21 protein-coding genes are annotated in these 22402 nt (G+C 54.4%); 17 read left to right on the forward strand and 4 right to left on the reverse strand.

Translation table 11 applies throughout. The features are described 5' to 3' along the window. Positions 1-189 precede the first annotated feature (189 nt). From mreB to tldD, 7 genes are all read left to right on the forward strand, one after another. Positions 190-1233: a rod shape-determining protein MreB gene (gene mreB / locus ABLU80_RS12895; protein ID WP_002918653.1), complete on the forward strand. Its 1044-nt coding sequence runs from the start codon at positions 190-192 to the stop codon at positions 1231-1233. Positions 1234-1303: 70 nt separating this feature from the next. Next, entirely contained in the window at positions 1304-2302 is a 999-nt protein-coding gene (gene mreC, locus ABLU80_RS12900; RefSeq protein WP_015369462.1) for a rod shape-determining protein MreC, read from the forward strand. After that, positions 2302-2790, forward strand: a complete 489-nt coding sequence (gene mreD, locus ABLU80_RS12905) for a rod shape-determining protein MreD (protein ID WP_015369463.1) — start codon at positions 2302-2304, stop codon at positions 2788-2790. The genes mreC and mreD overlap by 1 nt, the downstream gene beginning before the upstream one ends. 8 nt (positions 2791-2798) lie before the next feature. Then, positions 2799-3380, forward strand: coding sequence for a nucleoside triphosphate pyrophosphatase (locus tag ABLU80_RS12910; protein WP_015369464.1), 582 nt, complete (start codon positions 2799-2801; stop codon positions 3378-3380). Between the two features lie 2 nt (positions 3381-3382). Next, entirely contained in the window at positions 3383-4852 is a 1470-nt protein-coding gene (gene rng / locus ABLU80_RS12915) for a ribonuclease G (RefSeq protein WP_015369465.1), read from the forward strand. Positions 4853-4941: 89 nt separating this feature from the next. After that, positions 4942-8739 (forward strand): AsmA2 domain-containing protein YhdP, encoded by a 3798-nt coding sequence (gene yhdP, locus ABLU80_RS12920; RefSeq protein ID WP_117025834.1) that lies wholly within the window; start codon positions 4942-4944, stop codon positions 8737-8739. Between the two features lie 114 nt (positions 8740-8853). Further along, positions 8854-10299 (forward strand): metalloprotease TldD, encoded by a 1446-nt coding sequence (gene tldD / locus ABLU80_RS12925; protein WP_015369467.1) that lies wholly within the window; start codon positions 8854-8856, stop codon positions 10297-10299. A 44-nt stretch (positions 10300-10343) separates the two neighbouring features. Here the strand turns inward: tldD and aaeR are convergent, their stop codons facing one another. Beyond that, complete coding sequence (gene aaeR, locus ABLU80_RS12930; RefSeq protein ID WP_015703623.1) at positions 10344-11273, reverse strand: HTH-type transcriptional activator AaeR; 930 nt, start codon at positions 11271-11273, stop codon at positions 10344-10346. A 130-nt stretch (positions 11274-11403) separates the two neighbouring features. Between aaeR and aaeX the strand changes: the two genes are divergently transcribed. The 4 genes from aaeX (at position 11404) to ABLU80_RS12950 (ending at position 14880) form a co-directional block, all read left to right on the forward strand. Beyond that, a complete protein-coding gene (aaeX, locus tag ABLU80_RS12935; protein WP_002918640.1) occupies positions 11404-11607 on the forward strand; it encodes a p-hydroxybenzoic acid efflux pump operon protein AaeX in 204 nt (67 codons plus the stop codon). Positions 11608-11614: 7 nt separating this feature from the next. Next, complete coding sequence (gene aaeA / locus ABLU80_RS12940; RefSeq protein ID WP_015369469.1) at positions 11615-12547, forward strand: p-hydroxybenzoic acid efflux pump subunit AaeA; 933 nt, start codon at positions 11615-11617, stop codon at positions 12545-12547. 5 nt (positions 12548-12552) lie between these two features. Continuing rightward, positions 12553-14520 (forward strand): p-hydroxybenzoic acid efflux pump subunit AaeB, encoded by a 1968-nt coding sequence (gene aaeB / locus ABLU80_RS12945; protein WP_015369470.1) that lies wholly within the window; start codon positions 12553-12555, stop codon positions 14518-14520. 84 nt (positions 14521-14604) lie between these two features. Continuing rightward, entirely contained in the window at positions 14605-14880 is a 276-nt protein-coding gene (locus tag ABLU80_RS12950) for a barstar family protein (protein WP_015369471.1), read from the forward strand. A 49-nt stretch (positions 14881-14929) separates the two neighbouring features. On the opposite strand, the gene yhcN-B is transcribed toward ABLU80_RS12950, so the two are convergent. From yhcN-B to argR, 3 genes are all read right to left on the reverse strand, one after another. Beyond that, positions 14930-15196 (reverse strand): DUF1471 family stress response protein YhcN-B, encoded by a 267-nt coding sequence (gene yhcN-B / locus ABLU80_RS12955; RefSeq protein WP_015369472.1) that lies wholly within the window; start codon positions 15194-15196, stop codon positions 14930-14932. A 100-nt stretch (positions 15197-15296) separates the two neighbouring features. After that, a complete protein-coding gene (gene yhcN / locus ABLU80_RS12960) occupies positions 15297-15560 on the reverse strand; it encodes a peroxide/acid stress response protein YhcN (protein ID WP_015369473.1) in 264 nt (87 codons plus the stop codon). A gap of 381 nt (positions 15561-15941) precedes the next feature. After that, positions 15942-16412 (reverse strand): transcriptional regulator ArgR, encoded by a 471-nt coding sequence (gene argR / locus ABLU80_RS12965; RefSeq protein WP_015369474.1) that lies wholly within the window; start codon positions 16410-16412, stop codon positions 15942-15944. Between the two features lie 415 nt (positions 16413-16827). Here argR and mdh point away from each other — a divergent pair, with 415 nt between their 5' ends. From mdh to ttdB, 6 genes are all read left to right on the forward strand, one after another. Next, positions 16828-17766 (forward strand): malate dehydrogenase, encoded by a 939-nt coding sequence (gene mdh, locus ABLU80_RS12970; RefSeq protein WP_015369475.1) that lies wholly within the window; start codon positions 16828-16830, stop codon positions 17764-17766. A 131-nt stretch (positions 17767-17897) separates the two neighbouring features. After that, positions 17898-18527 carry a GntR family transcriptional regulator gene (locus tag ABLU80_RS12975; protein ID WP_015703622.1) on the forward strand — a complete coding sequence of 210 codons (630 nt, stop codon included), beginning with the start codon at positions 17898-17900 and terminating at the stop codon, positions 18525-18527. After that, a complete protein-coding gene (locus ABLU80_RS12980) occupies positions 18514-19179 on the forward strand; it encodes a GntR family transcriptional regulator (protein ID WP_020077824.1) in 666 nt (221 codons plus the stop codon). The genes ABLU80_RS12975 and ABLU80_RS12980 overlap by 14 nt, the downstream gene beginning before the upstream one ends. 212 nt (positions 19180-19391) lie before the next feature. Then, a complete protein-coding gene (locus ABLU80_RS12985) occupies positions 19392-20660 on the forward strand; it encodes an SLC13 family permease (protein WP_047080482.1) in 1269 nt (422 codons plus the stop codon). Positions 20661-20692: 32 nt separating this feature from the next. Further along, positions 20693-21592: a L(+)-tartrate dehydratase subunit alpha gene (gene ttdA, locus ABLU80_RS12990; protein WP_042895788.1), complete on the forward strand. Its 900-nt coding sequence runs from the start codon at positions 20693-20695 to the stop codon at positions 21590-21592. Further along, positions 21592-22209: a L(+)-tartrate dehydratase subunit beta gene (gene ttdB / locus ABLU80_RS12995; RefSeq protein WP_015703618.1), complete on the forward strand. Its 618-nt coding sequence runs from the start codon at positions 21592-21594 to the stop codon at positions 22207-22209. Before ttdA ends, ttdB begins: the two co-directional genes overlap by 1 nt. The last annotated feature ends 193 nt before the right edge of the window (positions 22210-22402 follow it).

Raw genomic sequence — 22402 nt, forward strand, 5'->3', positions numbered from 1 at the left:
CAAACAGAGCACGGAGCGCAGCTGATTTATTCAGCGCCGAAGGGACTTCGTAAATGTTTGTAACAAAGGAAATGAACTGCACTAATTTTCACCGTAGCAGATGATTTTTGCGCCTTGTCGCTGCTGCGTGTGGTTGGTAAAGTAAGCGGATTTTGTTTTCCGCCCCAGCTTTCAGGATTATCCCTTAGTATGTTAAAAAAATTTCGTGGCATGTTTTCCAATGACCTGTCCATTGACCTGGGTACCGCGAATACCCTTATTTATGTAAAAGGACAAGGCATCGTATTGAATGAGCCTTCCGTTGTGGCCATTCGTCAGGATCGTGCCGGTTCGCCGAAAAGCGTTGCCGCTGTAGGTCATGAAGCGAAGCAGATGCTGGGCCGTACGCCGGGCAATATCGCGGCGATTCGCCCGATGAAAGACGGCGTTATCGCCGACTTCTTCGTGACTGAAAAGATGCTGCAACACTTTATTAAACAGGTGCATAGCAACAGCTTTATGCGTCCGAGCCCACGCGTGCTGGTGTGCGTGCCGGTTGGCGCGACCCAGGTTGAGCGTCGTGCTATCCGCGAATCCGCGCAGGGCGCTGGCGCTCGTGAAGTCTTCCTGATCGAAGAGCCGATGGCGGCCGCGATCGGCGCAGGCTTGCCGGTTTCTGAAGCGACCGGTTCTATGGTTGTTGATATCGGCGGCGGTACTACCGAAGTCGCAGTTATCTCCCTGAACGGCGTGGTCTACTCTTCTTCCGTACGTATCGGCGGCGACCGTTTCGACGAAGCCGTGATCAATTACGTGCGCCGTAACTACGGTTCCCTGATCGGCGAAGCAACCGCTGAGCGTATCAAACACGAAATCGGTTCCGCTTACCCGGGTGATGAAGTACGCGAAATCGAAGTGCGCGGCCGTAACCTGGCTGAAGGCGTTCCACGCGGCTTCACCCTCAATTCCAACGAAATCCTCGAAGCGCTGCAGGAGCCGCTGACCGGCATCGTCAGCGCCGTTATGGTCGCGCTGGAACAGTGCCCGCCGGAGCTGGCATCCGATATCTCCGAGCGCGGTATGGTCCTGACCGGCGGCGGCGCGCTGCTGCGTAACCTTGACCGTCTGTTAATGGAAGAGACAGGGATCCCTGTCGTAGTTGCAGAAGATCCACTGACCTGCGTCGCTCGTGGCGGCGGTAAGGCGCTGGAAATGATCGATATGCACGGCGGCGACTTGTTCAGCGAAGAGTAGTCAGCCTGAAGGTCTGGGGCAGCTTAAGGGCTGCCTCTGGTCTTTACTGACACGAGAATACGCATAGCCTATGAAGCCAATTTTTAGCCGCGGCCCGTCGCTACAGATTCGCCTTATTCTGGCGGTTTTGGTGGCGCTTGGCGTCATTATCGCCGACAGCCGCCTGGGTACGTTCAGCCAGATTCGAACGTACATGGATACAGCCGTCAGTCCTTTCTACTTTATCTCAAATGGTCCCCGGGAACTGCTCGACAGCGTATCGCAATCGCTGGCGACCCGCGATCAGCTCGAACTGGAAAACCGTGCGCTGCGTCAGGAACTGCTGTTGAAAAACAGCGATCTGCTGATGTTGGGTCAATACAAACAAGAAAACGCCCGTCTACGTGAGCTGTTAGGCTCGCCGCTGCGTCAGGATGAGCAGAAGATGGTGACCCAGGTTATCTCGACGGTTAACGATCCCTACAGCGATCAGGTCGTTATCGACAAGGGCAGCGTCAATGGCGTTTATGAAGGCCAACCGGTCATTAGCGACAAGGGCGTTGTCGGCCAGGTGGTGGCGGTAGCGAAAATGACCAGCCGCGTGCTGCTCATTTGCGATGCGACCCATGCCTTGCCGATCCAGGTGCTGCGTAACGATATCCGCGTCATTGCAGCCGGTAACGGTTGTACTGATGATTTACAGCTTGAACATCTGCCGGCGAATACCGATATTCGCGTCGGCGATGTGCTGGTGACCTCCGGGCTCGGCGGACGCTTCCCGGAAGGGTATCCGGTTGGGGTAGTCTCCTCGGTACGTCTGGATACTCAGCGTGCATACACGGTGATCCAGGCCCGTCCGACCGCCGGACTGCAGCGTTTGCGCTATCTGCTGCTGCTGTGGGGCGCCGATCGCAACGGCGCTAACCCGATGACTCCGGAAGAGGTGCACCGCGTTGCCAATGAGCGCCTGATGCAAATGATGCCGCAGGTGCTGCCTGCGCCTGATGCGATGGGGCCGCAGATGCCGGCGCCGGCGACAGGCCTGACGCCGCCGCCGTCCGCGCAACCTCTGCCAGCAGGGGGGCAATAGTGGCAAGTTATCGTAGCCAGGGACGCTGGGTTATCTGGCTCTCGTTTCTTATTGCGCTATTGCTGCAGATTATGCCCTGGCCGCAGGACATCACCGTCTTCCGGCCAAACTGGGTGTTGTTGATTCTGTTGTACTGGATCCTCGCGCTGCCGCACCGGGTTAACGTCGGTACTGGATTTGTGATGGGGGCGATTCTCGACCTCATCAGCGGTTCGACCCTCGGCGTACGTGCGCTGTCGTTAAGTATTGTTGCCTATCTGGTCGCTTTAAAATATCAGCTGTTCCGTAATCTGGCGCTCTGGCAACAGGCGCTGGTGGTCATGCTGTTGTCTCTTGCCGTTGATATCATTGTTTTCTGGGCAGAGTTTTTAGTGATCAACGTCTCTTTCCGTCCGGAAGTGTTCTGGAGTAGTGTAGTAAACGGTGTGCTCTGGCCGTGGCTATTCCTGCTAATGCGTAAAGTGCGTCAGCAATTTGCGGTTCAATAAAGGTTGATATGACAACTCTGTATCTGGCTTCTGGTTCCCCGCGTCGGCAGGAACTGTTAACTCAGCTTGGTCTCTCTTTCGAACGTCTGGTTCCGGGTATTGAGGAACGACGCGGCCCGCAGGAGAGCGCTGCGCATTACGTTGCGCGTCTGGCGCGCGAAAAAGCGCTGGCTGGCGTGGCGATGGCGCCGCGCGATCTGCCGGTGTTGGGCGCGGATACGATTGTCATTCTTAACGGCGAAGTGCTGGAAAAGCCGCGCGACGCCGGGCACGCCGCAGAAATGCTTCGCATGCTTTCCGGAAAAACCCACCAGGTGATGACCGCGGTGGCGTTGGCGGATAAGCAGCAAACGCTGGATTGCCTGGTGGTGACGGAAGTGACCTTCCGTCTGCTCTCCGAGCAGGATATCGCTACCTACGTAGCCAGTGGCGAACCTTTAGATAAAGCAGGCGCATACGGTATTCAAGGGTTGGGTGGTTGTTTTGTCAGGAAGATAAATGGCAGCTATCACGCCGTAGTCGGCTTACCGCTGGTGGAAACGTATGAGTTGCTGAGTAACTTTAACTCACTGCGTGAAGAAAAGGGATAAAGATGACGGCTGAATTATTAGTTAACGTAACGCCATCCGAGACGCGCGTCGCGTATATCGATGGCGGGATCCTGCAGGAAATTCATATTGAGAGAGAAGCGCGGCGCGGAATCGTAGGCAATATCTACAAAGGTCGTGTCAGTCGTGTGTTGCCTGGAATGCAGGCGGCTTTTGTAGATATTGGCCTGGATAAGGCCGCCTTTCTGCATGCTTCCGATATCATGCCGCACACCGAGTGCGTGGCGGGTGAAGAGCAGAAGCAGTTTACCGTTCGCGATATTTCCGAGCTGGTGCGTCAGGGCCAGGACCTGATGGTGCAGGTGGTGAAAGACCCGCTGGGTACCAAAGGCGCGCGTCTGACCACCGACATTACCATACCTTCCCGCTATCTGGTCTTTATGCCGGGCGCTTCGCACGTCGGCGTATCGCAGCGTATTGAAAGCGAGGCCGAGCGCGAACGTCTGAAAAGCGTGGTTACCGAATATTGCGACGAGCAGGGCGGGTTTATTATCCGCACCGCGGCGGAAGGCGTACATGAGCAAGAGATGGCGGCGGATGCGGCCTACCTTAAGCGCGTCTGGACCAAAGTCATGGAGCGCAAAAAGCGCAACCAGACCCGCTATCAGATGTACGGCGAGCTGGCGCTGGCCCAGCGCGTGCTGCGCGATTTCGCCGACGCTCAGCTTGACCGCATTCGCGTGGATTCGCGCCTGACCTACGAGGCGCTGCTGGAGTTCACCGCGGAATACATTCCGGAAATGACCAGCAAGCTGGAACATTACAGCGGCCGCCAGCCGATTTTCGATCTCTTTGACGTTGAGAACGAAATCCAACGCGCGCTGGAGCGTAAAGTCGAGCTGAAGTCAGGCGGCTATCTGATCATCGATCAGACCGAAGCGATGACCACCATCGATATCAATACCGGGGCGTTTGTTGGCCACCGTAATCTCGACGACACCATCTTCAATACCAATATTGAAGCCACGCAGGCTATCGCGCGCCAGCTGCGTCTGCGTAACCTGGGCGGCATTATCATTATTGATTTTATCGATATGAATAATGAAGATCATCGTCGTCGGGTACTGCATTCCCTGGAGCAGGCGCTGAGTAAAGACCGGGTGAAAACCAGCATTAACGGCTTCTCGCAGCTGGGGCTGGTCGAGATGACCCGTAAACGCACCCGCGAAAGCGTGGAACATGTGCTGTGTAACGAGTGCCCTACCTGTCATGGGCGCGGCACGGTAAAGTCGGTCGAAACGGTCTGCTATGAGATCATGCGCGAAATAGTTCGCGTGCATCATGCGTATGACTCAGACCGCTTCCTGGTCTATGCTTCACCTGCCGTCGCGGAAGCGCTGAAAGGGGAAGAGTCCCACGCGCTGGCGGAAGTCGAAATCTTTGTCGGCAAGCAGGTCAAAGTGCAAATTGAGCCGCTCTATAATCAAGAGCAGTTCGATGTGGTAATGATGTAATCATTCAGCCTGTCGCTCCCGATGGCGTCGGGGGCGGTAAACAGGCGGGCTGAAGGATAAAGCGTAACAGGCTGACAAGGAGAGATGCGTTGAGGCGATGGCCCGGGATATTACTGCTCACCGTGGCAACCGTGGTGGTGATTGTTGCGCTACTGGTGAGTGGCCTGCGTCTGGCATTGCCGCAGCTAAATAACTGGCGTCCCCAACTGCTGGAGAAAATTACCGCGGTATCCGGGGTCGCGGTTGATGCCTCACAGATCAACGCCAACTGGGAAAACTTCGGCCCGACGCTGGACGTTCGCGATATTAAAGCCACCTTGAAAGACGGTGGCGTAATGACGATCAAACGGGTTACCCTTGCCCTCGACGTCTGGCAAAGCCTGCTACATATGCGCTGGCAGTTCCGCGACCTGACCTTCTGGCAACTGCAAATTCACACCAATACCCCCATCCAGACTAACGACGACGGCGCAAGCCTGAAGACCGATCGCATCAGCGATCTGTTCCTGCGCCAGTTTGACCACTTTATTCTCCGTGATAGCCATTTGAGCTTCCTGACGATTTCCGGTCAGCGTGCTGAACTGGCGATCCCACAGCTGACCTGGCTTAACGGTAAAAATCGCCACCGCGCCGAGGGGCAGCTGAGCCTTTCGAGCCTCACCGGCCAGCACGGCGTCATGCAGGTGCGGATGGATTTACGTGATGAGAACGGCCTGCTCAACAAGGGGCGCCTCTGGTTACAGGCCGACGACATCGACGTTAAACCCTGGCTCGGGCGCTGGATGCAGGACAACATCGCCCTGCAGAGCGCGCGTTTCAGCCTTGAAGGCTGGATGACCATCGATAAAGGCGATGTCGCCAGCGGCGATGTGTGGCTGAAAAAAGGCGGCGCCAGCTGGCAGGGCGATAAGCATCTGCATCAGCTGTCGGTGGATAACCTGACGGGGCATATCACGCGTGAAAATCAAAGCTGGGCATTTCACATCCCCGATACGCGGATCTCGATAGACGGCAAAGCCTGGCCGCGCGGCGAGCTGGCGATGGCGTGGATCCCGGCGCAGGAAGTGGGTGGCAATAACAATCAGCGCAGCGATGAGCTACGCATCCGCGCCAGCAATCTCGAGCTTGGCGGGCTAACCGGTCTGCAACCGATGGCCGATAAGCTGGCGCCGAGCTTTGGCGAAGTGTGGCGAACCACCCAGCCGAGCGGCAAAATCAACCTGTTGGCATTGGATATCCCGCTGCAGGCAACGGAAAAGACCCGTTTCCAGGCCGACTGGAGCGATCTGGCGTGGAAGCAGTGGAAGCTGCTGCCGGGAGCCGAGCACTTTTCCGGCAGCCTGAGCGGCAGCGTGGAAAATGGCGAACTGCGCGCGCATATGACCCAGGCGAAAATGCCTTATGAAACGGTCTTTCGCGCACCGCTGGAGATAGCCCAGGGCGATGCGACTCTAAGCTGGGAGAAGAACAGCAAGGGCTTTATGCTGGATGGCCGCGATATCGACGTGCAGGCGACCGGCGTTCGCGCGCGCGGCGGCTTCCGCTATCTGCAGCCAGCAGGCGATGAGCCGTGGTTAGGCATCCTGGCGGGTATCAGTACCAACGATGGCGGCCAGGCGTGGCGCTATTTCCCGGAAAATCTGATGGGCAAAGCGCTGGTGGATTACCTGAGCGGCGCAATTAAGGGCGGCCAGGCAAGCAATGCCACCCTGGTTTACGGCGGCAACCCACATCAGTTCCCCTATGAGCATAACGAAGGCCAATTCCAGGTCTCGGTACCGCTGAAGAACGCAACTTTCGCCTTCCAGCCGGACTGGCCGGCGCTGACCGGACTGGATATCAACCTTAACTTCGTCAATAACGGCCTGTGGATGAAGGCGGATAAAGCGATGCTGGGCAACGTTACTGCCAGCAACCTTGACGCGGTGATCCCCGACTATTCCCATGAAAAATTGTTTATCGATGCCGATGTTAACGGCCCTGGTAAAGAGGTCGGCCCTTATTTCAAACAGACCCCGCTGAAGGATACGCTCGGCTCGGCGCTGGATGAACTGCAGCTTGATGGTAATGTGAGCGCTCGCTTACATCTTGCTATCCCGCTTGATGGCGAGATGACCACCGCCAAAGGCGATGTACGGCTGAAAAATAACGATCTGTTTATCAAGCCGATTGACGCGACGCTGAAGAATCTCAATGGTCAGTTCAGCTTCGAAAACGGAGATTTAAAAAGCGGGCCGCTAAGCGCGACCTGGTTTAATCAACCGTTGAACCTCAATTTCACCACCACTGAAGGGGCGAAAGCCTTCCTCGTTGACGTCGGCATGAACGCTAACTGGCAGCCGACGCGTACCGGCCTGCTGCCGAAAGCGGTCAATGATGAACTCAGCGGCAGCGTCCCCTGGGACGGCAAAGTGGCCATTGAGTTACCGTATCGCGGTAGCGCGAGCTACAAAGTCGATATCAACGGCGATCTGAAAAATGTGAGTAGTCACTTACCTGCGCCGGTGAATAAATCGGCGGGTGAGCCGTTGCCGGTGAAAATCAACGTGACCGGCGGCTTAAGCAGCTTCGATTTGACCGGCAACATCGGCAGCAAGAACCACGTCAATAGCCGCTGGTTACTGAATAACAAGTTGACGCTCGATCGGGCGATTCTGACCTCCGACAGCAAAGCGATTCCGTCGCTGCCTGAAGCATCAGGCGTCGAGCTCAACATGCCGGCGATGGATGGCGCGCAATGGCTGGCGTTGTTCCAGCAAGGCGCCGTCAACGAAGTGAGCAGTAATATGGCCTTCCCGGAGCGCGTGACGCTTCGTACACCGTCGCTGGCCTTCGCCGGGCAGAACTGGAATAACGTCAGTCTGGTCTCTCAGCCTGACGGTAGCGGCTCGAAGGTGGAGGCGCAGGGGCGTGAAATCAATGCCACGTTGACGATGCATAAGAATGCCCCCTGGCTGGCGGCTATTCGCTACCTCTATTACAACCCTTCCAGCGATAACAGCGGTACGGCGAAAAAAGAGAGCGGCCCGCTGGCTGATACCCGTCTGGATTTCCGCGGCTGGCCGGATTTACAGCTGCGCTGTAAAGAGTGCTGGCTGTGGGGGCAAAAATATGGACGAATCGACGGTGACTTCGATATCAAGGGCGATACGCTCACTCTCAGTAATGGCCTGGTGGATACCGGCTTTGGCCGACTCACTACCGATGGCGTCTGGGTAAATGCGCCGGGCGGCGTACGTACCTCGCTGAAAGGCAAGCTTCACGGCAATAAAACGGACGACTTCGTCAACTTCTTCGGTGTCTCGACGCCGGTGAAAGGGTCGTCGTTTGATGTCGATTACGATCTGCACTGGCGCGCGCCGCCATGGCAGCCTGATGTCGCTTCGCTGAACGGGATCCTCAAAAGCCGCCTCGGCAAAGGCGAGTTTACTGACCTGAGCACCGGTCATGCCGGTCAGTTGTTAAGGCTATTGAGCGTTGACGCGCTGCTGCGTAAGCTACGCTTCGATTTCAGCGACACCTTCCAGGAAGGGTTCTGGTTTGATTCGATTCGCAGTACGGCGTGGATTAAAGACGGCGTGCTGAATACGGATGATACGCTGGTGGATGGGCTCGAAGCCGACATCGCGATGAAAGGTTCGGTCGATCTGGTGCGTCGTCGTTTAGATTTACAAGCGGTGGTGGCGCCGGAAATATCGGCCACCGTCGGCGTAGCGGCGGCATTCGCCGTCAACCCGATCGTCGGCGCGGCGGTGTTTGCCGCCAGCAAGGTGCTTGGGCCGCTGTGGAACAAAGTGTCGATTCTGCGCTATCGCATTACGGGTCCAATCGATCAGCCAGAAATCAATGAAGTGCTGCGCCAGGCGCGCAGCAACAAAAAGCAATGATTTGACGAGTACGGGGAATTATCGCACTCTCAATAGAGGGCATTTTCTCCCCGTCATCTTTTTCGCCGCATGGCATTCCCCTGTGTCAGGCGGCAACAAACGAGTAGCGTAACGATGAGTTTGAACCTGGTAAGTGAACAATTACTGTCGGCAAATGGCCTGAACCATCAGGACCTGTTTGCCATTCTTGGCCAACTGGCTGAGCGCCGTCTCGATTACGGCGATCTTTATTTTCAGTCGAGCTATCACGAATCCTGGGTTCTGGAAGACAGCATCATTAAAGATGGGTCGTACAATATTGACCAGGGCGTAGGCGTCCGGGCGGTAAGCGGCGAGAAAACCGGTTTTGCCTATGCGGACCAAATCAGCAAACTGGCGCTTGAACAGAGTGCCCAGGCGGCGCGTACTATCGTCCGCGACCATGGCGACGGCAAAGTGCAGACGCTCGGCGCGGTGGAATACAGCTCTCTCTATACCAGCGTCGATCCGCTGCAGAGCATGAGCCGCGAAGAGAAACTGGATATCCTGCGCCGCGTTGATAAGGTGGCGCGTGCTGCCGATAAGCGCGTGCAGGAAGTTTCCGCCAGCCTGAGCGGCGTCTACGAGCTTATCCTGGTGGCGGCAACGGACGGGACGCTGGCCGCTGATGTCCGTCCTCTGGTTCGCCTCTCCGTGAGCGTGCTGGTGGAGGAAGACGGCAAACGCGAGCGCGGCGCCAGCGGTGGCGGCGGGCGATTTGGCTATGATTATTTCCTTGCGCCGCTGGATGGCGACGTACGGGCGGATGTCTGGGCGCGTGAAGCGGTACGTATGGCATTAGTCAATCTGTCCGCGGTTGCCGCGCCAGCCGGAATGCTGCCGGTGGTTCTTGGCGCGGGCTGGCCTGGCGTGCTGCTGCATGAAGCCGTTGGCCACGGTCTGGAAGGTGACTTTAACCGTCGCGGCACCTCGGTCTTCAGCGGTCACATGGGCGAATTAGTCGCCTCTGAACTGTGCACCGTCGTGGATGACGGCACCATGGCCGATCGCCGTGGCTCGGTCGCGATTGATGACGAAGGTACGCCGGGTCAATACAATGTGCTTATCGAAAACGGTGTCCTGAAAGGTTATATGCAGGATAAGCTCAACGCGCGTTTAATGGGCGTTGCGCCGACCGGTAATGGTCGCCGTGAATCCTATGCGCATCTGCCGATGCCGCGGATGACCAACACCTATATGCTGGCCGGTAAGTCGACGCCGCAGGAGATTATCGAATCGGTCGATTACGGTATCTATGCGCCGAACTTCGGCGGCGGCCAGGTGGATATCACCTCCGGTAAATTTGTCTTCTCGACCTCGGAAGCTTATCTGATTGAAAAAGGCAAAGTGACCAAGGCAGTCAAAGGCGCGACGCTAATCGGTTCCGGTATCGAAGCGATGCAGCAGATTTCTATGGTTGGTAACGATCTGAAGCTGGATAGCGGCGTTGGCGTGTGCGGTAAAGAAGGGCAGAGCGTGCCGGTCGGCGTCGGCCAGCCGACGCTGAAAGTCGACAACCTTACCGTTGGCGGCACCGCCTGATAACGGCTGGTCCCGGCGGCGCGAAGCCGCTGCCGGGATGTCAATTAACGGGTCATCCCGCGCCCGTGCATTCCCTGATAGATCTTCGCCACCTCGACAAAATAATCCGTCAGATAGTTAATACATACCTGCACCTTCAGCGGCAGTTTGTCTTTTTCGGTATACAGCGCATAGACCGGCCGCGGATCCGATTGATAGCTCGGCAGCAGGATCTCCAGTTCACCGCGATTGATCTCGTCGATCGCCCACATCAGCGGAACGTAGGCCACGCCAACGCCGGCAGTCAGCCAGCGGATCAGCGTCATCGGATCGTTAGTGACGAAACGCCCTTGTGGGATCAGGCGTGTTGAGATCCCCTCCGGGGCGATAATTTCGAACTCATTATCTGGCCGTACGCTATATTCCAGCCACGAGTGGCTGGCGAGATCCGCCGGTTTTTCCGGGCATCCCGCGTGCTGAAGATAGCTTTTCGCCGCGCAAAGCACCATCGGCATCGAGCCCAGCCGCCGCGAGAAGAGGCTGGAATCCTGCAATGCGCCGACGCGTATTACCACGTCGAGGCCGTCGGCAATCAGGTCTGGCGCAGGGATGCCGGTCACCAGATTAATCGATAAACCTGGATATTCTTTGAGCATTTCGGCGGTTATGCGCGCCAGCACATTCTGTGCCATAGTTGAAGAGCTACCGATGCGCAGCGTGCCGATGGGAGTATTGTTGAAGGCATACAGCTGTTCATGGACGTCCTGCGCTTCAAAGAGCATTCTTCGGCAGCCCTGGTAATAAATTTTACCCGCTTCTGTTAAGCCCAGGCTGCGGGTGCTGCGGTTGAGCAGCTTTACCTGTAGCTCGTCTTCCAGTTTAGCAACGGTCTGGCTGATAGATGAAACGCTCATCTGGAGCTGGCGTGCGGCGGCGGTGAAAGAGCCCAGCTCAACCACTTTGGCGAACACCGACATGCGTTTTAGTCGTTCCATTATTCACTCTGGCTTAAAAGTGATTTAGATCACATATTATAGATAAGGCTGCAATTGTTACGTTAATATATAGTTAGCTACATAATAAACGCATCACGCTACCACCTGTACGCTTCTTATCAAGGTCATCATGAGTCTGTTTCCTGTCATAGTGATTTTCGGCCTATCGTTTCCGCCGATCTTCTTTGAGCTGCTATTGTCGCTAGCCATCTTCTGGCTGGTGCACCGTTTGCTGGTTCCGACCGGTATTTATGATTTTGTCTGGCACCCTGCACTGTTTAATACTGCGCTGTATTGCTGTCTGTTTTATCTGATATCGCGCTTGTTCGTTTGAGGTCGATGTGAAAACACTAACAAGAAATATCCTGCGTACTGCCATCACTGTGATACTGGTTATTCTGGCGTTTATCGCTATTTTTCGCGCATGGGTGTACTACACCGCGTCGCCGTGGACGCGCGATGCGCGCTTTAGCGCCGATATCGTCGCCATCGCCCCGGATGTGTCCGGGCTCATTTCACAGGTGAATGTCAAGGATAACCAACTGGTTAAGAAAGACCAGGTATTGTTCGTTATTGACCAACCTCGTTACCAAAAAGCGCTGGCGGAGGCGCAAGCCGATGTCTCCTATTACCAGACGCTGGCTCAGGAAAAACGCGTTGAAGCCGGGCGCCGTAACAAGCTCGGCGTGCAGGCGATGTCGCGCGAAGAGATTGACCAGGCCAACAACGTGCTGCAAACCGTAGAGCATCAGCTGGCGAAAGCGGTGGCCAGCCGCGATTTAGCCAAACTGGATCTCGAACGCACAGTGATTCGCGCGCCAGCCGACGGCTGGGTGACCAACCTGAACGTCTACGCCGGCGAATTCATCACCCGCGGTTCGACCGCGGTCGCTTTGGTGAAACAAAATACCTTCTACGTGATGGCATACCTGGAAGAGACTAAGCTGGAAGGCGTGCGTCCGGGTTATCGCGCCGAAATCACTCCGCTCGGTAGTAGTAAGGTGATAAAAGGTACCGTTGACAGCGTTGCCGCGGGCGTGACTAACGCCAGCAGCAGCAGCGATACAAAAGGGATGGCCTCTGTTGACTCCAACCTTGAGTGGGTGCGTCTGGCGCAGCGCGTGCCGGTACGTATTCGTCTTGACCAGCAGCAGGGCAACCTCTGGCCGTCGGGCACCACCGCAACCGTCGTCATTACCGGTAAAGAAGATCGCGACGCTAGCCAGGCCAACTTCTTCCAGAAAGTCGCCATGCGCTTACGTGAGTTTGGTTAATCGCCATGGGGACCTATACCATTGCTCCCCGGCATCTCCGCTTTGCCATTAAGCTTGCATGCGCGGTGGTGCTGGCGCTGTTTGTCGGCTTTCATTTTCAGCTTGAGACGCCGCGCTGGGCCGTACTGACCGCGGCTATCGTGACCGCCGGTCCGGCATTTGCCGCCGGCGGTGAACCCTATTCCGGGGCGATTCGTTACCGTGGAATGTTGCGTATTGCCGGGACGTTTATCGGCTGTATTGCCGCGCTGGCGATCATTATCCTCATGATCCGCGCGCCGCTATTGATGATGCTGGTCTGCTGTCTCTGGGCCGGTTTCTGCACCTGGATCTCCTCGCTGGTGAAGGTCGAAAACTCCTACGCCTGGGGGCTGGCGGGTTATACGGCGCTGATTATCATCATCACCATTCATACCGACCCGATGCTGGCGCCGCAGTTTGCCGTTGAGCGCTGTAGCGAAATCGTCATCGGGATCGTCAGCGCCATCGTTGCTGACCTGCTATTTTCCCCGCGCTCCATCAAAAAAGAGATCGACCTCGAACTGGATAACCTGTTACTGGATCAGTATCGCCTGATGCAGCTTTGTGTCGCCCATGGCGATAGCGAGGTGGTGGACAAAGCCTGGGGAGCGCTGGTGCGCCGTACTGCCGCGCTGGAAGGAATGCGCGGCAATCTGATCATGGAATCTTCGCGCTGGTCGAAGGTCAACCAGCGGCTAAAGGCGATCAACACGCTATCGCTGACGCTGATTACTCAGGCCTGCGAAACCTATCTGATTCAGAACTCACGCCCGGAGATGGTGACTGACGACTACCGCGAGCTGTTCGCTGAGCCCGTTGAAACGGTACAGGATGTGCATCAACAGCTTAAGCGTATGCGCCGCTTCCTGACATGGAAAGGTGAACACAATACGCCGGTCACTATTTATAGCTGGGTCGGCGCGGCGACGCGTTACCTGCTGCTCAAGCGCGGCGTGGTTGGCAACACCAAAATCAGCCGTATTGAAGATGAAGTTCTACGCGGCGAGACGGTGGTGAAGGTTGAGTCCGCCGAACGTCACCACGCGATGGTTAACTTCTGGCGAACCTCCATTTCCTGTATTCTCGGCACCCTGTTCTGGCTATGGACCGGCTGGACATCCGGTAGCGGGGCGATGGTCATGATTGCCGTGGTGACCGCGCTGGCGATGCGTCTGCCTAACCCGCGGATGGTGGCCTTAGACTTCCTCTATGGCACCCTTGCCGCTTTACCGCTCGGCGCGCTGTTCTTCCTTGTCGTCATGCCTGCGACGCAACAGAGCATGCTGCTATTGTGTATCAGCCTTGCCGCGATGGCGTTCTTTATCGGCATTGAGGTACAAAAGCGGCGGTTGGGATCGCTGGGGGCTTTAGCGAGCACCATCAACATTTTGGTGCTGGATAACCCGATGCAGTTCCAGTTTAGCCAGTTCCTCGATAGCGCCCTGGGGCAGATTGTCGGCTGTTTCCTCGCGCTGATGGTGATTCTGTTAGTGCGTGATAACTCTCAGGCACGCACCGGACGGGTGTTATTGAACCAGTTCGTCTCGGCGGCGGTCTCTTCGCTCACTACTAACAGCGCAAGGCGAAAAGAGAACCATTTGCCGGCGCTGTATCAACAGCTGTTTTTACTGCTGAACAAGTTTCCCGGCGATATCGCCCGCTTTCGGTTAGCGTTGACGCTGATTATCGCGCACCAGCGTCTACGCGATGCCCCGGTACCGGTAAACGAGGATCTGTCGGCCTTCCACCGCCAGCTGCGGCGAACCGCCGATCACGTTATCTCCGCCGGCAGCGACGATAAGCGCCGCCGTTACTTTACCCGTCTGCTGGAAGAGCTTGATGTTTATCAGGAAAAACTCCTTCACTGGCAGGCGTCGCCCCAGGTTACTGAGCCGGTGCGACGGCTGGTGGATATGCTGAAAAAATATCAACACGTGCTCACCAATAGCTAACCTGCGAACCGACGCCCCGGCGTCGGTTTTTTTATCGCTATACTTATTTGGTGTAGAGGGACAGAGCGGAAGGGGCGGCGGGCAATGACTATTTATACCTTTGATTTTGATGAAATAGCTGAGCAACAGGATTTCTATCGTGAGTTTTCCCGCGCCTTCGCGCTACCGGATAAGCAGGTGGATAACCTTGACGCGCTGTGGAGCGCGGTGACGGGAGGGCGCTTACCGTTCCCGCTGGAGATTGAATTTGTCCATCTGGATGAAAAACAGCGTCGTCGCTTTGGCGCGTTAATTTTGCTGTTCGATGAAGCGGAAGAGGAGCTGGAAGGACAACTACGTTTCAATGCCCGTTGGGCATAAAAAAGCCCCCGGCAGGCGGGGGCAAGTCGTCGGATAAGACGACGAGGGTTTATTTGTACAACTCAGCAGTCGCGTGCCAGCTGTCGCCGGTACGAGCTTCAATAATGCGGTAGCTGCTGGCGCCTTCTTTCTCGGCTTTAGCCGCGAGTTCCTGGCGCATATCCATTGGCGCGCTACCTACTTGCGATACAGAGATAGTGCCCATTGGTTGCAGGTTTTGTGCTTGATCGGCATTCACTTGCTGTACGGCTGCGCTTGCGCCGAAAGAGAGAACAGATGCCAGACCCAGGGATGCGATGATAATTGCGCTTTTCATAATCTTGACTCCAACCTTATGTGCAGCGGCGGGAGATTTCTTATGAACCCAGGCCGCTGAAGAGATACTGTTTCAGTTAATGACCGACAATCGTTAAAGCTTATTTATAAAGTTCAGCAGTGGCGTGCCAATGGTCGCCGGTGCGAGCTTCGATAATGCGATAAGAAGAAGCACCTTCTTCTTGTGCTTTTTTGTTCAGCATTTCATGCATATCCATCGGGGAAGAACCTACCGCGCCGATAGATACGGTGCCCAGTGACTGGCGGCTTTCCGCTTGAGTGCTGTTGATTGAATCAGCGGCGAAAGCGCCAAAGGACAGTACGGATAGCATGCTGAGTGCGGCTACAGTGGTTTTGATTTTCATGATGTTCACCTCGTCGAATTTTATTATTAGGGGGCTTTGTTTCGTGACCCTCATCACAAAATCAAGTATACACTAATCACCAAAAATATTAATACCATGCTAATTGTTTTCAGTGTAAATAATTTCCAAGAAATGTCGTTTTTATAACGTATAAGAATTAGAAATGTCATTCGTGGGGTGAATATCATGATTATTTATATTTAAATCAAATAGATATTGCGCTTTGATCTTTTGTGCGCTTTAGCCGTTATCATTCGGTAAAGGAATGTATAGAGGTGGAAAACCACACTAAATGTTAAAAAAATGCTGCTTTATTTGAAGGTTTGGGGGGATAGCATTTTGCGGGGAAGAACCCTCTGGCAGGAACCAGAGGGGGAGCGCTTAGAGTTCCTGTTCGAACAGGACCAGAATCGCGTCGTAGAGATCTTTAACGGAAAAACCGCGGGCAGGGGTGGTAAAGATAGTGTCATCACCCGCGATACTACCCAGAATACCTTCGGCTTTGCCTAAGGAATCCAGCAGGCGTGCGATTAGCTGCGCCGCGCCGGGGCTGGTGTGAATCACCACCACCGCATCGTTATAATCGATGTCGAGCACCAGATTTTTCAGCGGGCTGGAGGTCGTCGGCACGCCGAGTTCGGCAGGCAAACAGTAGACCATTTCCATTTTGGCGTTACGCGTGCGAACGGCGCCAAACTTTGTCAGCATGCGGGAAACTTTCGATTGGTTGATGTTCTCGAAACCTTCTTCCTGCAGCGCCTGAACGATTTCGCCTTGCGAGCTGAATTTTTCTTCTTTAAGCAGCGATTTAAACGCTTTAACCAGTTCTTCTTGTTTTGCCGAACTACGCATAAGTCACCCAGATTATGGTGGTAAAAACAACATCATTATGCATACAAGTGCATTTTTATGCAAATAATCCGCAAAGGAATAGCGTAAATAATGTTATGAAAGGCGCATATTTTAGCAAATAACCCTGATGAGGAACATGCCTGCATCACAGCGGGTAAATTGCTGTAAAAGTGAAATAAATGTTATGAAATTGATATTGTTTTGCCGAGCGAGCTGGGTGTATTGTAACCAATAGTCGATCCGGTACTACGGCTTTGCTGGATGGCCAGTCTCAGGAAGAAAAATGCGAATTTGCTGCATCATTGCGCGTACCCCGCATTCTTCAGCCATAATTATTGTAATTGTTCATCTTGTGAATTAAGGTCCAGGCGACGGAATAACGAAAGACTATATTAACCATAATAAGGAGTTTAGGATGAAAGTTGCAGTCCTCGGCGCCGCTGGTGGAATCGGCCAGGCGCTTGCCCTACTACTTAAGACCCAACTGCCTTCAGGTTCAGAGCTCTCGTTGTACGACATCGCTCCGGTTACGCCGGGCGTGGCGGTAGATCTAAGTCATATTCCCACAGATGTAAAAATCAAAGGTTTCTCCGGTGAAGATGCCACCCCGGCGCTGGAAGGCGCTGATGTGGTGCTGATTTCCGCCGGCGTCGCGCGTAAGCCCGGCATGGATCGTTCCGACTTATTTAATGTTAATGCCGGTATCGTTAAAAACCTGGTGCAGCAGATCGCAAAAACCTGTCCGCAGGCCTGCATCGGTATTATCACCAACCCGGTAAATACCACCGTCGCTATCGCCGCCGAAGTGCTGAAAAAAGCCGGTGTGTACGATAAAAACAAACTGTTTGGCGTTACCACCCTCGATATCATTCGTTCTAATACTTTTGTCGCCGAACTTAAAGGTAAGTCGGCAACAGAGGTTGAAGTTCCGGTCATTGGCGGCCACTCTGGCGTCACTATCCTGCCTTTACTGTCGCAGATCCCTGGCGTCAGCTTTAGTGAGCAGGAAGTCGCGGATCTCACCAAACGTATTCAAAACGCCGGGACGGAAGTCGTGGAAGCGAAAGCGGGCGGCGGATCGGCGACGCTGTCGATGGGCCAGGCCGCTGCGCGTTTCGGGCTTTCACTGGTGCGTGCAATGCAGGGTGAAAAAGGCGTGGTTGAATGTGCCTATGTCGAAGGTGACGGCCAGTATGCCCGTTTCTTCTCGCAGCCGCTGCTGTTGGGCAAAAATGGCGTGGAAGAGCGCCAGTCCATCGGTAAACTTAGCGCTTTTGAACAGCAGGCGCTGGAAGGCATGCTGGATACGCTGAAGAAAGATATCGCCCTCGGCGAAGATTTCGTGAATAAGTAATGTCTACTTAGCAGAAAAGCCGGAACCGTCGTTCCGGCTTTTTTATCGCCTCATATCCCTGCCGAATGCGCCGCCTGGCGGCTAAATCTGCTAAAATCCCCGCGTCTTAAGCCCTAAGCAATGAGGACGTTGTGAAAAAGATCGAACGAAAGCAGACCAGGGACCACATTACGCAAATCATTCGCTATCAAATTCTGTCCGGAGCGATGAAAGCGGGAGATGAGCTGGCGCAGGAGAGTATTGCCGAGCAGCTAGGGCTTTCACGTATGCCGGTTAGAGAAGCGTTGCAGTCCCTTGAACAAGAGGGCTTTCTGGTGCGCTTGCCTAACCGCCATATGCAGGTATCAAAACTGGTGCCTGATGATGTTAGCCAAATTTTTCGCGTGATCGCGGTGATGGCTGCCGAATTGTTCACTCTGGTGCCGGCAAACCAGGGGGAATTGCTGCTCGGGCGCGCACAAGCGCTGGCGCAGCCTGGCGACAAAACTCGCGAACTGGAATTTCATCAGTTGCTGATTTCCTATCTTGATAACCGCTATCTGGCGAAGGCTTATCAGCAATTTTTGGATGGATATATCTCTTATGTCATCCTGTATCTGAAAGACGATAGCCAGGAATCGGCACTGATACTACATGAACTGGCCGGAGCCATTAGCCGCGGCGATGCGGGCAATATTGCTCAGGCAACACAGCGTTATTTCCTCATGCTTGCGGAAATTATGCGTCAACATATGAAGGATTGGGAAAGTGCAGAAGCCTAAATTAGGGAAAATTAAGCTTCTTTCGGCGAAAGAGCAGGTCGCGGCGGTATTACGCAAAGCGATTCTTTCGCGGGATTTAGTGGAAGGGCAGGAGATAACTCTCGAAGGCATTGCCCGTATGGTCGGCGTTTCCAGCATGCCGGTACGCGAAGCGTTTCAGATTTTAGCCGCCGATGGCCTGATTAAAGTCCGCCCCAATAAAGGCGCGGTGGTGTTGGGGATCAACGAGCAGACGATCCGCGAGCATTATGAAATTCGCGCGCTGCTGGAAAGCGAGGCGGTGGCGAAAGCCTCCCGTCCCGGCACGGATATTTCGCGCATTGCCCAGGTACACTACTCAGCGGAAAAAGCGCTGGCCGATAATAACTTCACTGAATATTCCGACCTGAACCAGGCTTTCCATATGGAGATCTGGAACGCCGCAGGCAACGAAAAAATGAAGATGCTGCTTTGTAATATGTGGAACGGACTGTCGATGGGGTACAAGGTGACCGAAGCGGAGTATGCCGCTATCTCCATCCACGAACATAAAGAGATTTTACAGGCACTTGAGCAGCATAATGAAGAGCTGGCGCGCCAGCGTATGCGCAAGCATATTATCCGCTCGATGGAGAACATGTTAACGCGCTACCTTCCTGATACCACCGCGTAACGCCAATTGCCTGTGGAGCAATTGCAGGCTTTTTTCTTATTGATCATCGTTATTAATCACTTCTTGTGACGATCTGCGCAGGATCTTGATGCAGATCGCACTGCGCGATCTTTCCTCAAAAACGCATTGACTTACTTTTTGTATGGGCATAATTTCTCCTTCGTCAATATTGGATACAATATCATATATCATTGATAGGGATAATTATAAGTATGGAACCGATTACCATCACCTTATGTTTGCTGGTGTTCGCTATCGTCATGTTCGTCTGGGAGAAGGTGCCTCTGGCAGTGACTTCCATGGTGGTCTGCGTGGCGTTAGTACTCACCGGCGTGTTGGATCTGAAACAAGCTTTTGCTGGTTTTATCGACTCCAACGTCATTCTTTTTGTCGCCATGTTCGTCGTCGGCGGGGCGTTATTTGAAACCGGGATGGCCAATAAAGTCGGCGGGGTGATCACTCACTTCGCCAAAACCGAAAAACAGCTGATTTTCACCATCATGGTGGTGGTCGGCGTGATGTCGGGCTTTCTTTCCAACACCGGTACGGCGGCGGTGCTGATCCCGGTGGTGATTGGCGTCGCGGCGAAATCGGGTTTTGCCCGCTCTCGTTTACTGATGCCGCTGGTATTTGCCGCCGCCCTCGGCGGCAACCTGTCGTTGATTGGCGCGCCCGGCAACCTGATCGCGCAATCGGCGTTACAGAATATCGGTAGCGGCTTTGGCTTCTTTGAGTATGCGAAAGTGGGTTTACCGATGCTGCTCTGCGGCATCCTCTATTTCCTGACGATTGGCTATAAATTTCTGCCTGCTACCGGGAATAGCGGCGAAGTCGGCAGCGTCGGCGAACAGCGTGATTACAGCGACGTTCCGCGCTGGAAACAGATCCTGTCGCTGGTGGTGCTGATCGCCACGATTCTCGGCATGATTTTTGAGAAACAGACCGGCATTAGCCTGACGGTTGCAGGCTGTATCGGTGCGTTGGTACTGGTGTTTACCGGCGTGCTGACGGAAAAGCAGGCTTACAAAGCGATTGATTCACAAACTATTTTCATTTTTGGCGGCACGCTGGCGCTGGCAAAAGCGCTGGAAATGACCGGCGCGGGCAAGCTGGTTGCCGATCATGTCATCGGCATGCTGGGCCAGAACTCTTCCCCGTTCATGTTGATGGTGGTGGTCTTTGTACTGTCCGTCATCATGACCAACTTTATGTCCAATACCGCTACCGTCGCGCTACTGGTACCGGTGAGTTTGTCGATAGCGGCCGGTATGGGCGCCGATCCGAAAGCGGTCCTGATGGCGACCGTTATCGGCAGTTCCTGCGCCTACGCGACGCCGATCGGTATGCCCGCCAACATGATGGTGCTCTCAGCCGGCGGCTATAAGTTTGTCGATTACGCCAAATCCGGCCTCCCTCTGATTATTGTTTCGACCATTGTCAGCCTCGTACTGCTGCCAATTCTTTTCCCTTTTCACCCGTAATTTACGGACGCTGTTCTGACTAAGGAGCCTTTATGAGCAAAAGCGAACAGATATCCCGAATGACCGATATTATGGCCAAATTCGTGGGATATACCGGCAAAGTATTGCCTGATGACGTCACTGCAAAACTGAAAGAGTTGCATAAAAAAGAGACCAGCCAGCTTGCTGACGTCATCTTTACCACCATGGTTGAAAACCAGCGTCTGGCCAAAGAGCTGGATCGTCCCTCTTGCCAGGACACCGGCGTGATTCAGTTTTTGGTTGAGTGCGGCGCTAACTTCCCGCTGATTGGTGAACTGGAAGCGCTGCTGCGCGAATCGGTGATTAAAGCCACCGTGGACTCCCCGCTGCGCCACAACAGCGTGGAGACCTTTGATGAATACAACACCGGTAAAAACGTGGGTAAAGGTACGCCGACGGTATTCTGGGAGATCGTCCCCGATTCCGACCAGTGCAGTATTTACACCTATATGGCCGGCGGCGGCTGCTCGCTGCCGGGTAAAGCGATGGTGCTAATGCCGGGCGCCGGTTACGAAGGCGTAACCCGTTTCGTACTGGATGTGATGACCAGCTATGGCCTGAACGCCTGTCCGCCGTTGTTGGTTGGCATTGGCGTCGCGACCTCCGTTGAAACCGCGGCGCTGCTGTCGAAGAAAGCGCTGATGCGCCCGGTGGGGTCGCGTAATGAGAATGAGCGCGCGGCATCGCTGGAGAAAATGCTCGAAGACGGCATCAACAAAATTGGCCTTGGCCCGCAGGGGATGTCCGGTAACACCTCCGTGATGGGCGTCAATATCGAAAACACCGCGCGCCATCCTTCCACCATCGGCGTGGCGGTCAACGTTGGCTGCTGGTCGCACCGCAAAGGACATATCGTTTTCGATAAAGATTTGAATTACACCATTACGTCTCACACAGGAGTGGCTTTCTGATGACTAAAAAAATACTCACTACGCCAATTAAAGATGAAGATTTAGCTGATATTAAAGCGGGCGATATTATTTATCTCAATGGTCATATTGTTACCTGTCGTGATGTAGCTCACCGTCGTTTAATTGAAGGCGGTCGTGAATTACCGGTCAACGTTGCCGGCGGCGCGATATTACATGCCGGGCCCATTGTGCGGCCGATTAAAGGTACGGAAGATAAATTTGAAATGGTCTCCGTTGGGCCAACCACCAGTATGCGCATGGAGAAATTTGAAAAAGAATTTATTGCTAAGACCGGTGTGAAATTAATCGTTGGCAAAGGCGGTATGGGTAAGGGGACCGAAGAGGGCTGCGCCGAACATAAAGCGCTGCATTGCGTCTTCCCGGCCGGCTGCGCGGTGGTTGCCGCGGTCTGTGTGGAAGAAATTGAAGACGCCCAGTGGCGTGATTTGGGTATGCCGGAAACCTTATGGGTTTGCCGGGTGAAAGAATTCGGCCCACTTATTGTGTCGATCGATACCCACGGAAATAATCTTTTTGAGCAGAATAAGGTGATATTTAATCAGCGCAAAGAGATTGTCGCCGATGAAATCTGTCAGCACGTAAGCTTTATTAAATAATGCCCTGTTAAATATATTGCGCAGTAATGGCGAGAATTAATTTCCGCGATAAAGAGGCTTCTGACTATGTGGTCTGGGGAAATCCACTCGGCTATCGCGGTTGTTCATCACGCCATTATTGCGCTCCTCCAAAGGCTATTTTATGACTGATGCCGTTCTGTTAGGCGAAGGCTTCACCCTGATGTTCCTCGGC

It is taken from the genome of Klebsiella sp. CN_Kp104 (genome assembly GCF_040064515.1).
Taxonomy (GTDB): Bacteria; Pseudomonadota; Gammaproteobacteria; order Enterobacterales; family Enterobacteriaceae; genus Klebsiella; species Klebsiella aerogenes.

Bases quoted from the DNA above. Each gene is read 5' to 3' on its own strand.
- aaeX (WP_002918640.1), top strand. From the start codon at position 11,404: ATGAGTCTGTTTCCTGTCATAGTGATTTTCGGCCTATCGTTTCCGCCG.
- rng (WP_015369465.1), top strand. From the start codon at position 3,383: ATGACGGCTGAATTATTAGTTAACGTAACGCCATCCGAGACGCGCGTC.
- argR (WP_015369474.1), bottom strand. From the start codon at position 16,412: ATGCGTAGTTCGGCAAAACAAGAAGAACTGGTTAAAGCGTTTAAATCG.
- aaeB (WP_015369470.1), top strand. From the start codon at position 12,553: ATGGGGACCTATACCATTGCTCCCCGGCATCTCCGCTTTGCCATTAAG.
- ABLU80_RS12985 (WP_047080482.1), top strand. From the start codon at position 19,392: ATGGAACCGATTACCATCACCTTATGTTTGCTGGTGTTCGCTATCGTC.
- ttdA (WP_042895788.1), top strand. From the start codon at position 20,693: ATGAGCAAAAGCGAACAGATATCCCGAATGACCGATATTATGGCCAAA.
- ABLU80_RS12950 (WP_015369471.1), top strand. From the start codon at position 14,605: ATGACTATTTATACCTTTGATTTTGATGAAATAGCTGAGCAACAGGAT.
- ttdB (WP_015703618.1), top strand. From the start codon at position 21,592: ATGACTAAAAAAATACTCACTACGCCAATTAAAGATGAAGATTTAGCT.
- aaeR (WP_015703623.1), bottom strand. From the start codon at position 11,273: ATGGAACGACTAAAACGCATGTCGGTGTTCGCCAAAGTGGTTGAGCTG.
- mreB (WP_002918653.1), top strand. From the start codon at position 190: ATGTTAAAAAAATTTCGTGGCATGTTTTCCAATGACCTGTCCATTGAC.
- yhcN-B (WP_015369472.1), bottom strand. From the start codon at position 15,196: ATGAAAAGCGCAATTATCATCGCATCCCTGGGTCTGGCATCTGTTCTC.
- tldD (WP_015369467.1), top strand. From the start codon at position 8,854: ATGAGTTTGAACCTGGTAAGTGAACAATTACTGTCGGCAAATGGCCTG.
- yhcN (WP_015369473.1), bottom strand. From the start codon at position 15,560: ATGAAAATCAAAACCACTGTAGCCGCACTCAGCATGCTATCCGTACTG.
- mreC (WP_015369462.1), top strand. From the start codon at position 1,304: ATGAAGCCAATTTTTAGCCGCGGCCCGTCGCTACAGATTCGCCTTATT.
- mdh (WP_015369475.1), top strand. From the start codon at position 16,828: ATGAAAGTTGCAGTCCTCGGCGCCGCTGGTGGAATCGGCCAGGCGCTT.
- ABLU80_RS12910 (WP_015369464.1), top strand. From the start codon at position 2,799: ATGACAACTCTGTATCTGGCTTCTGGTTCCCCGCGTCGGCAGGAACTG.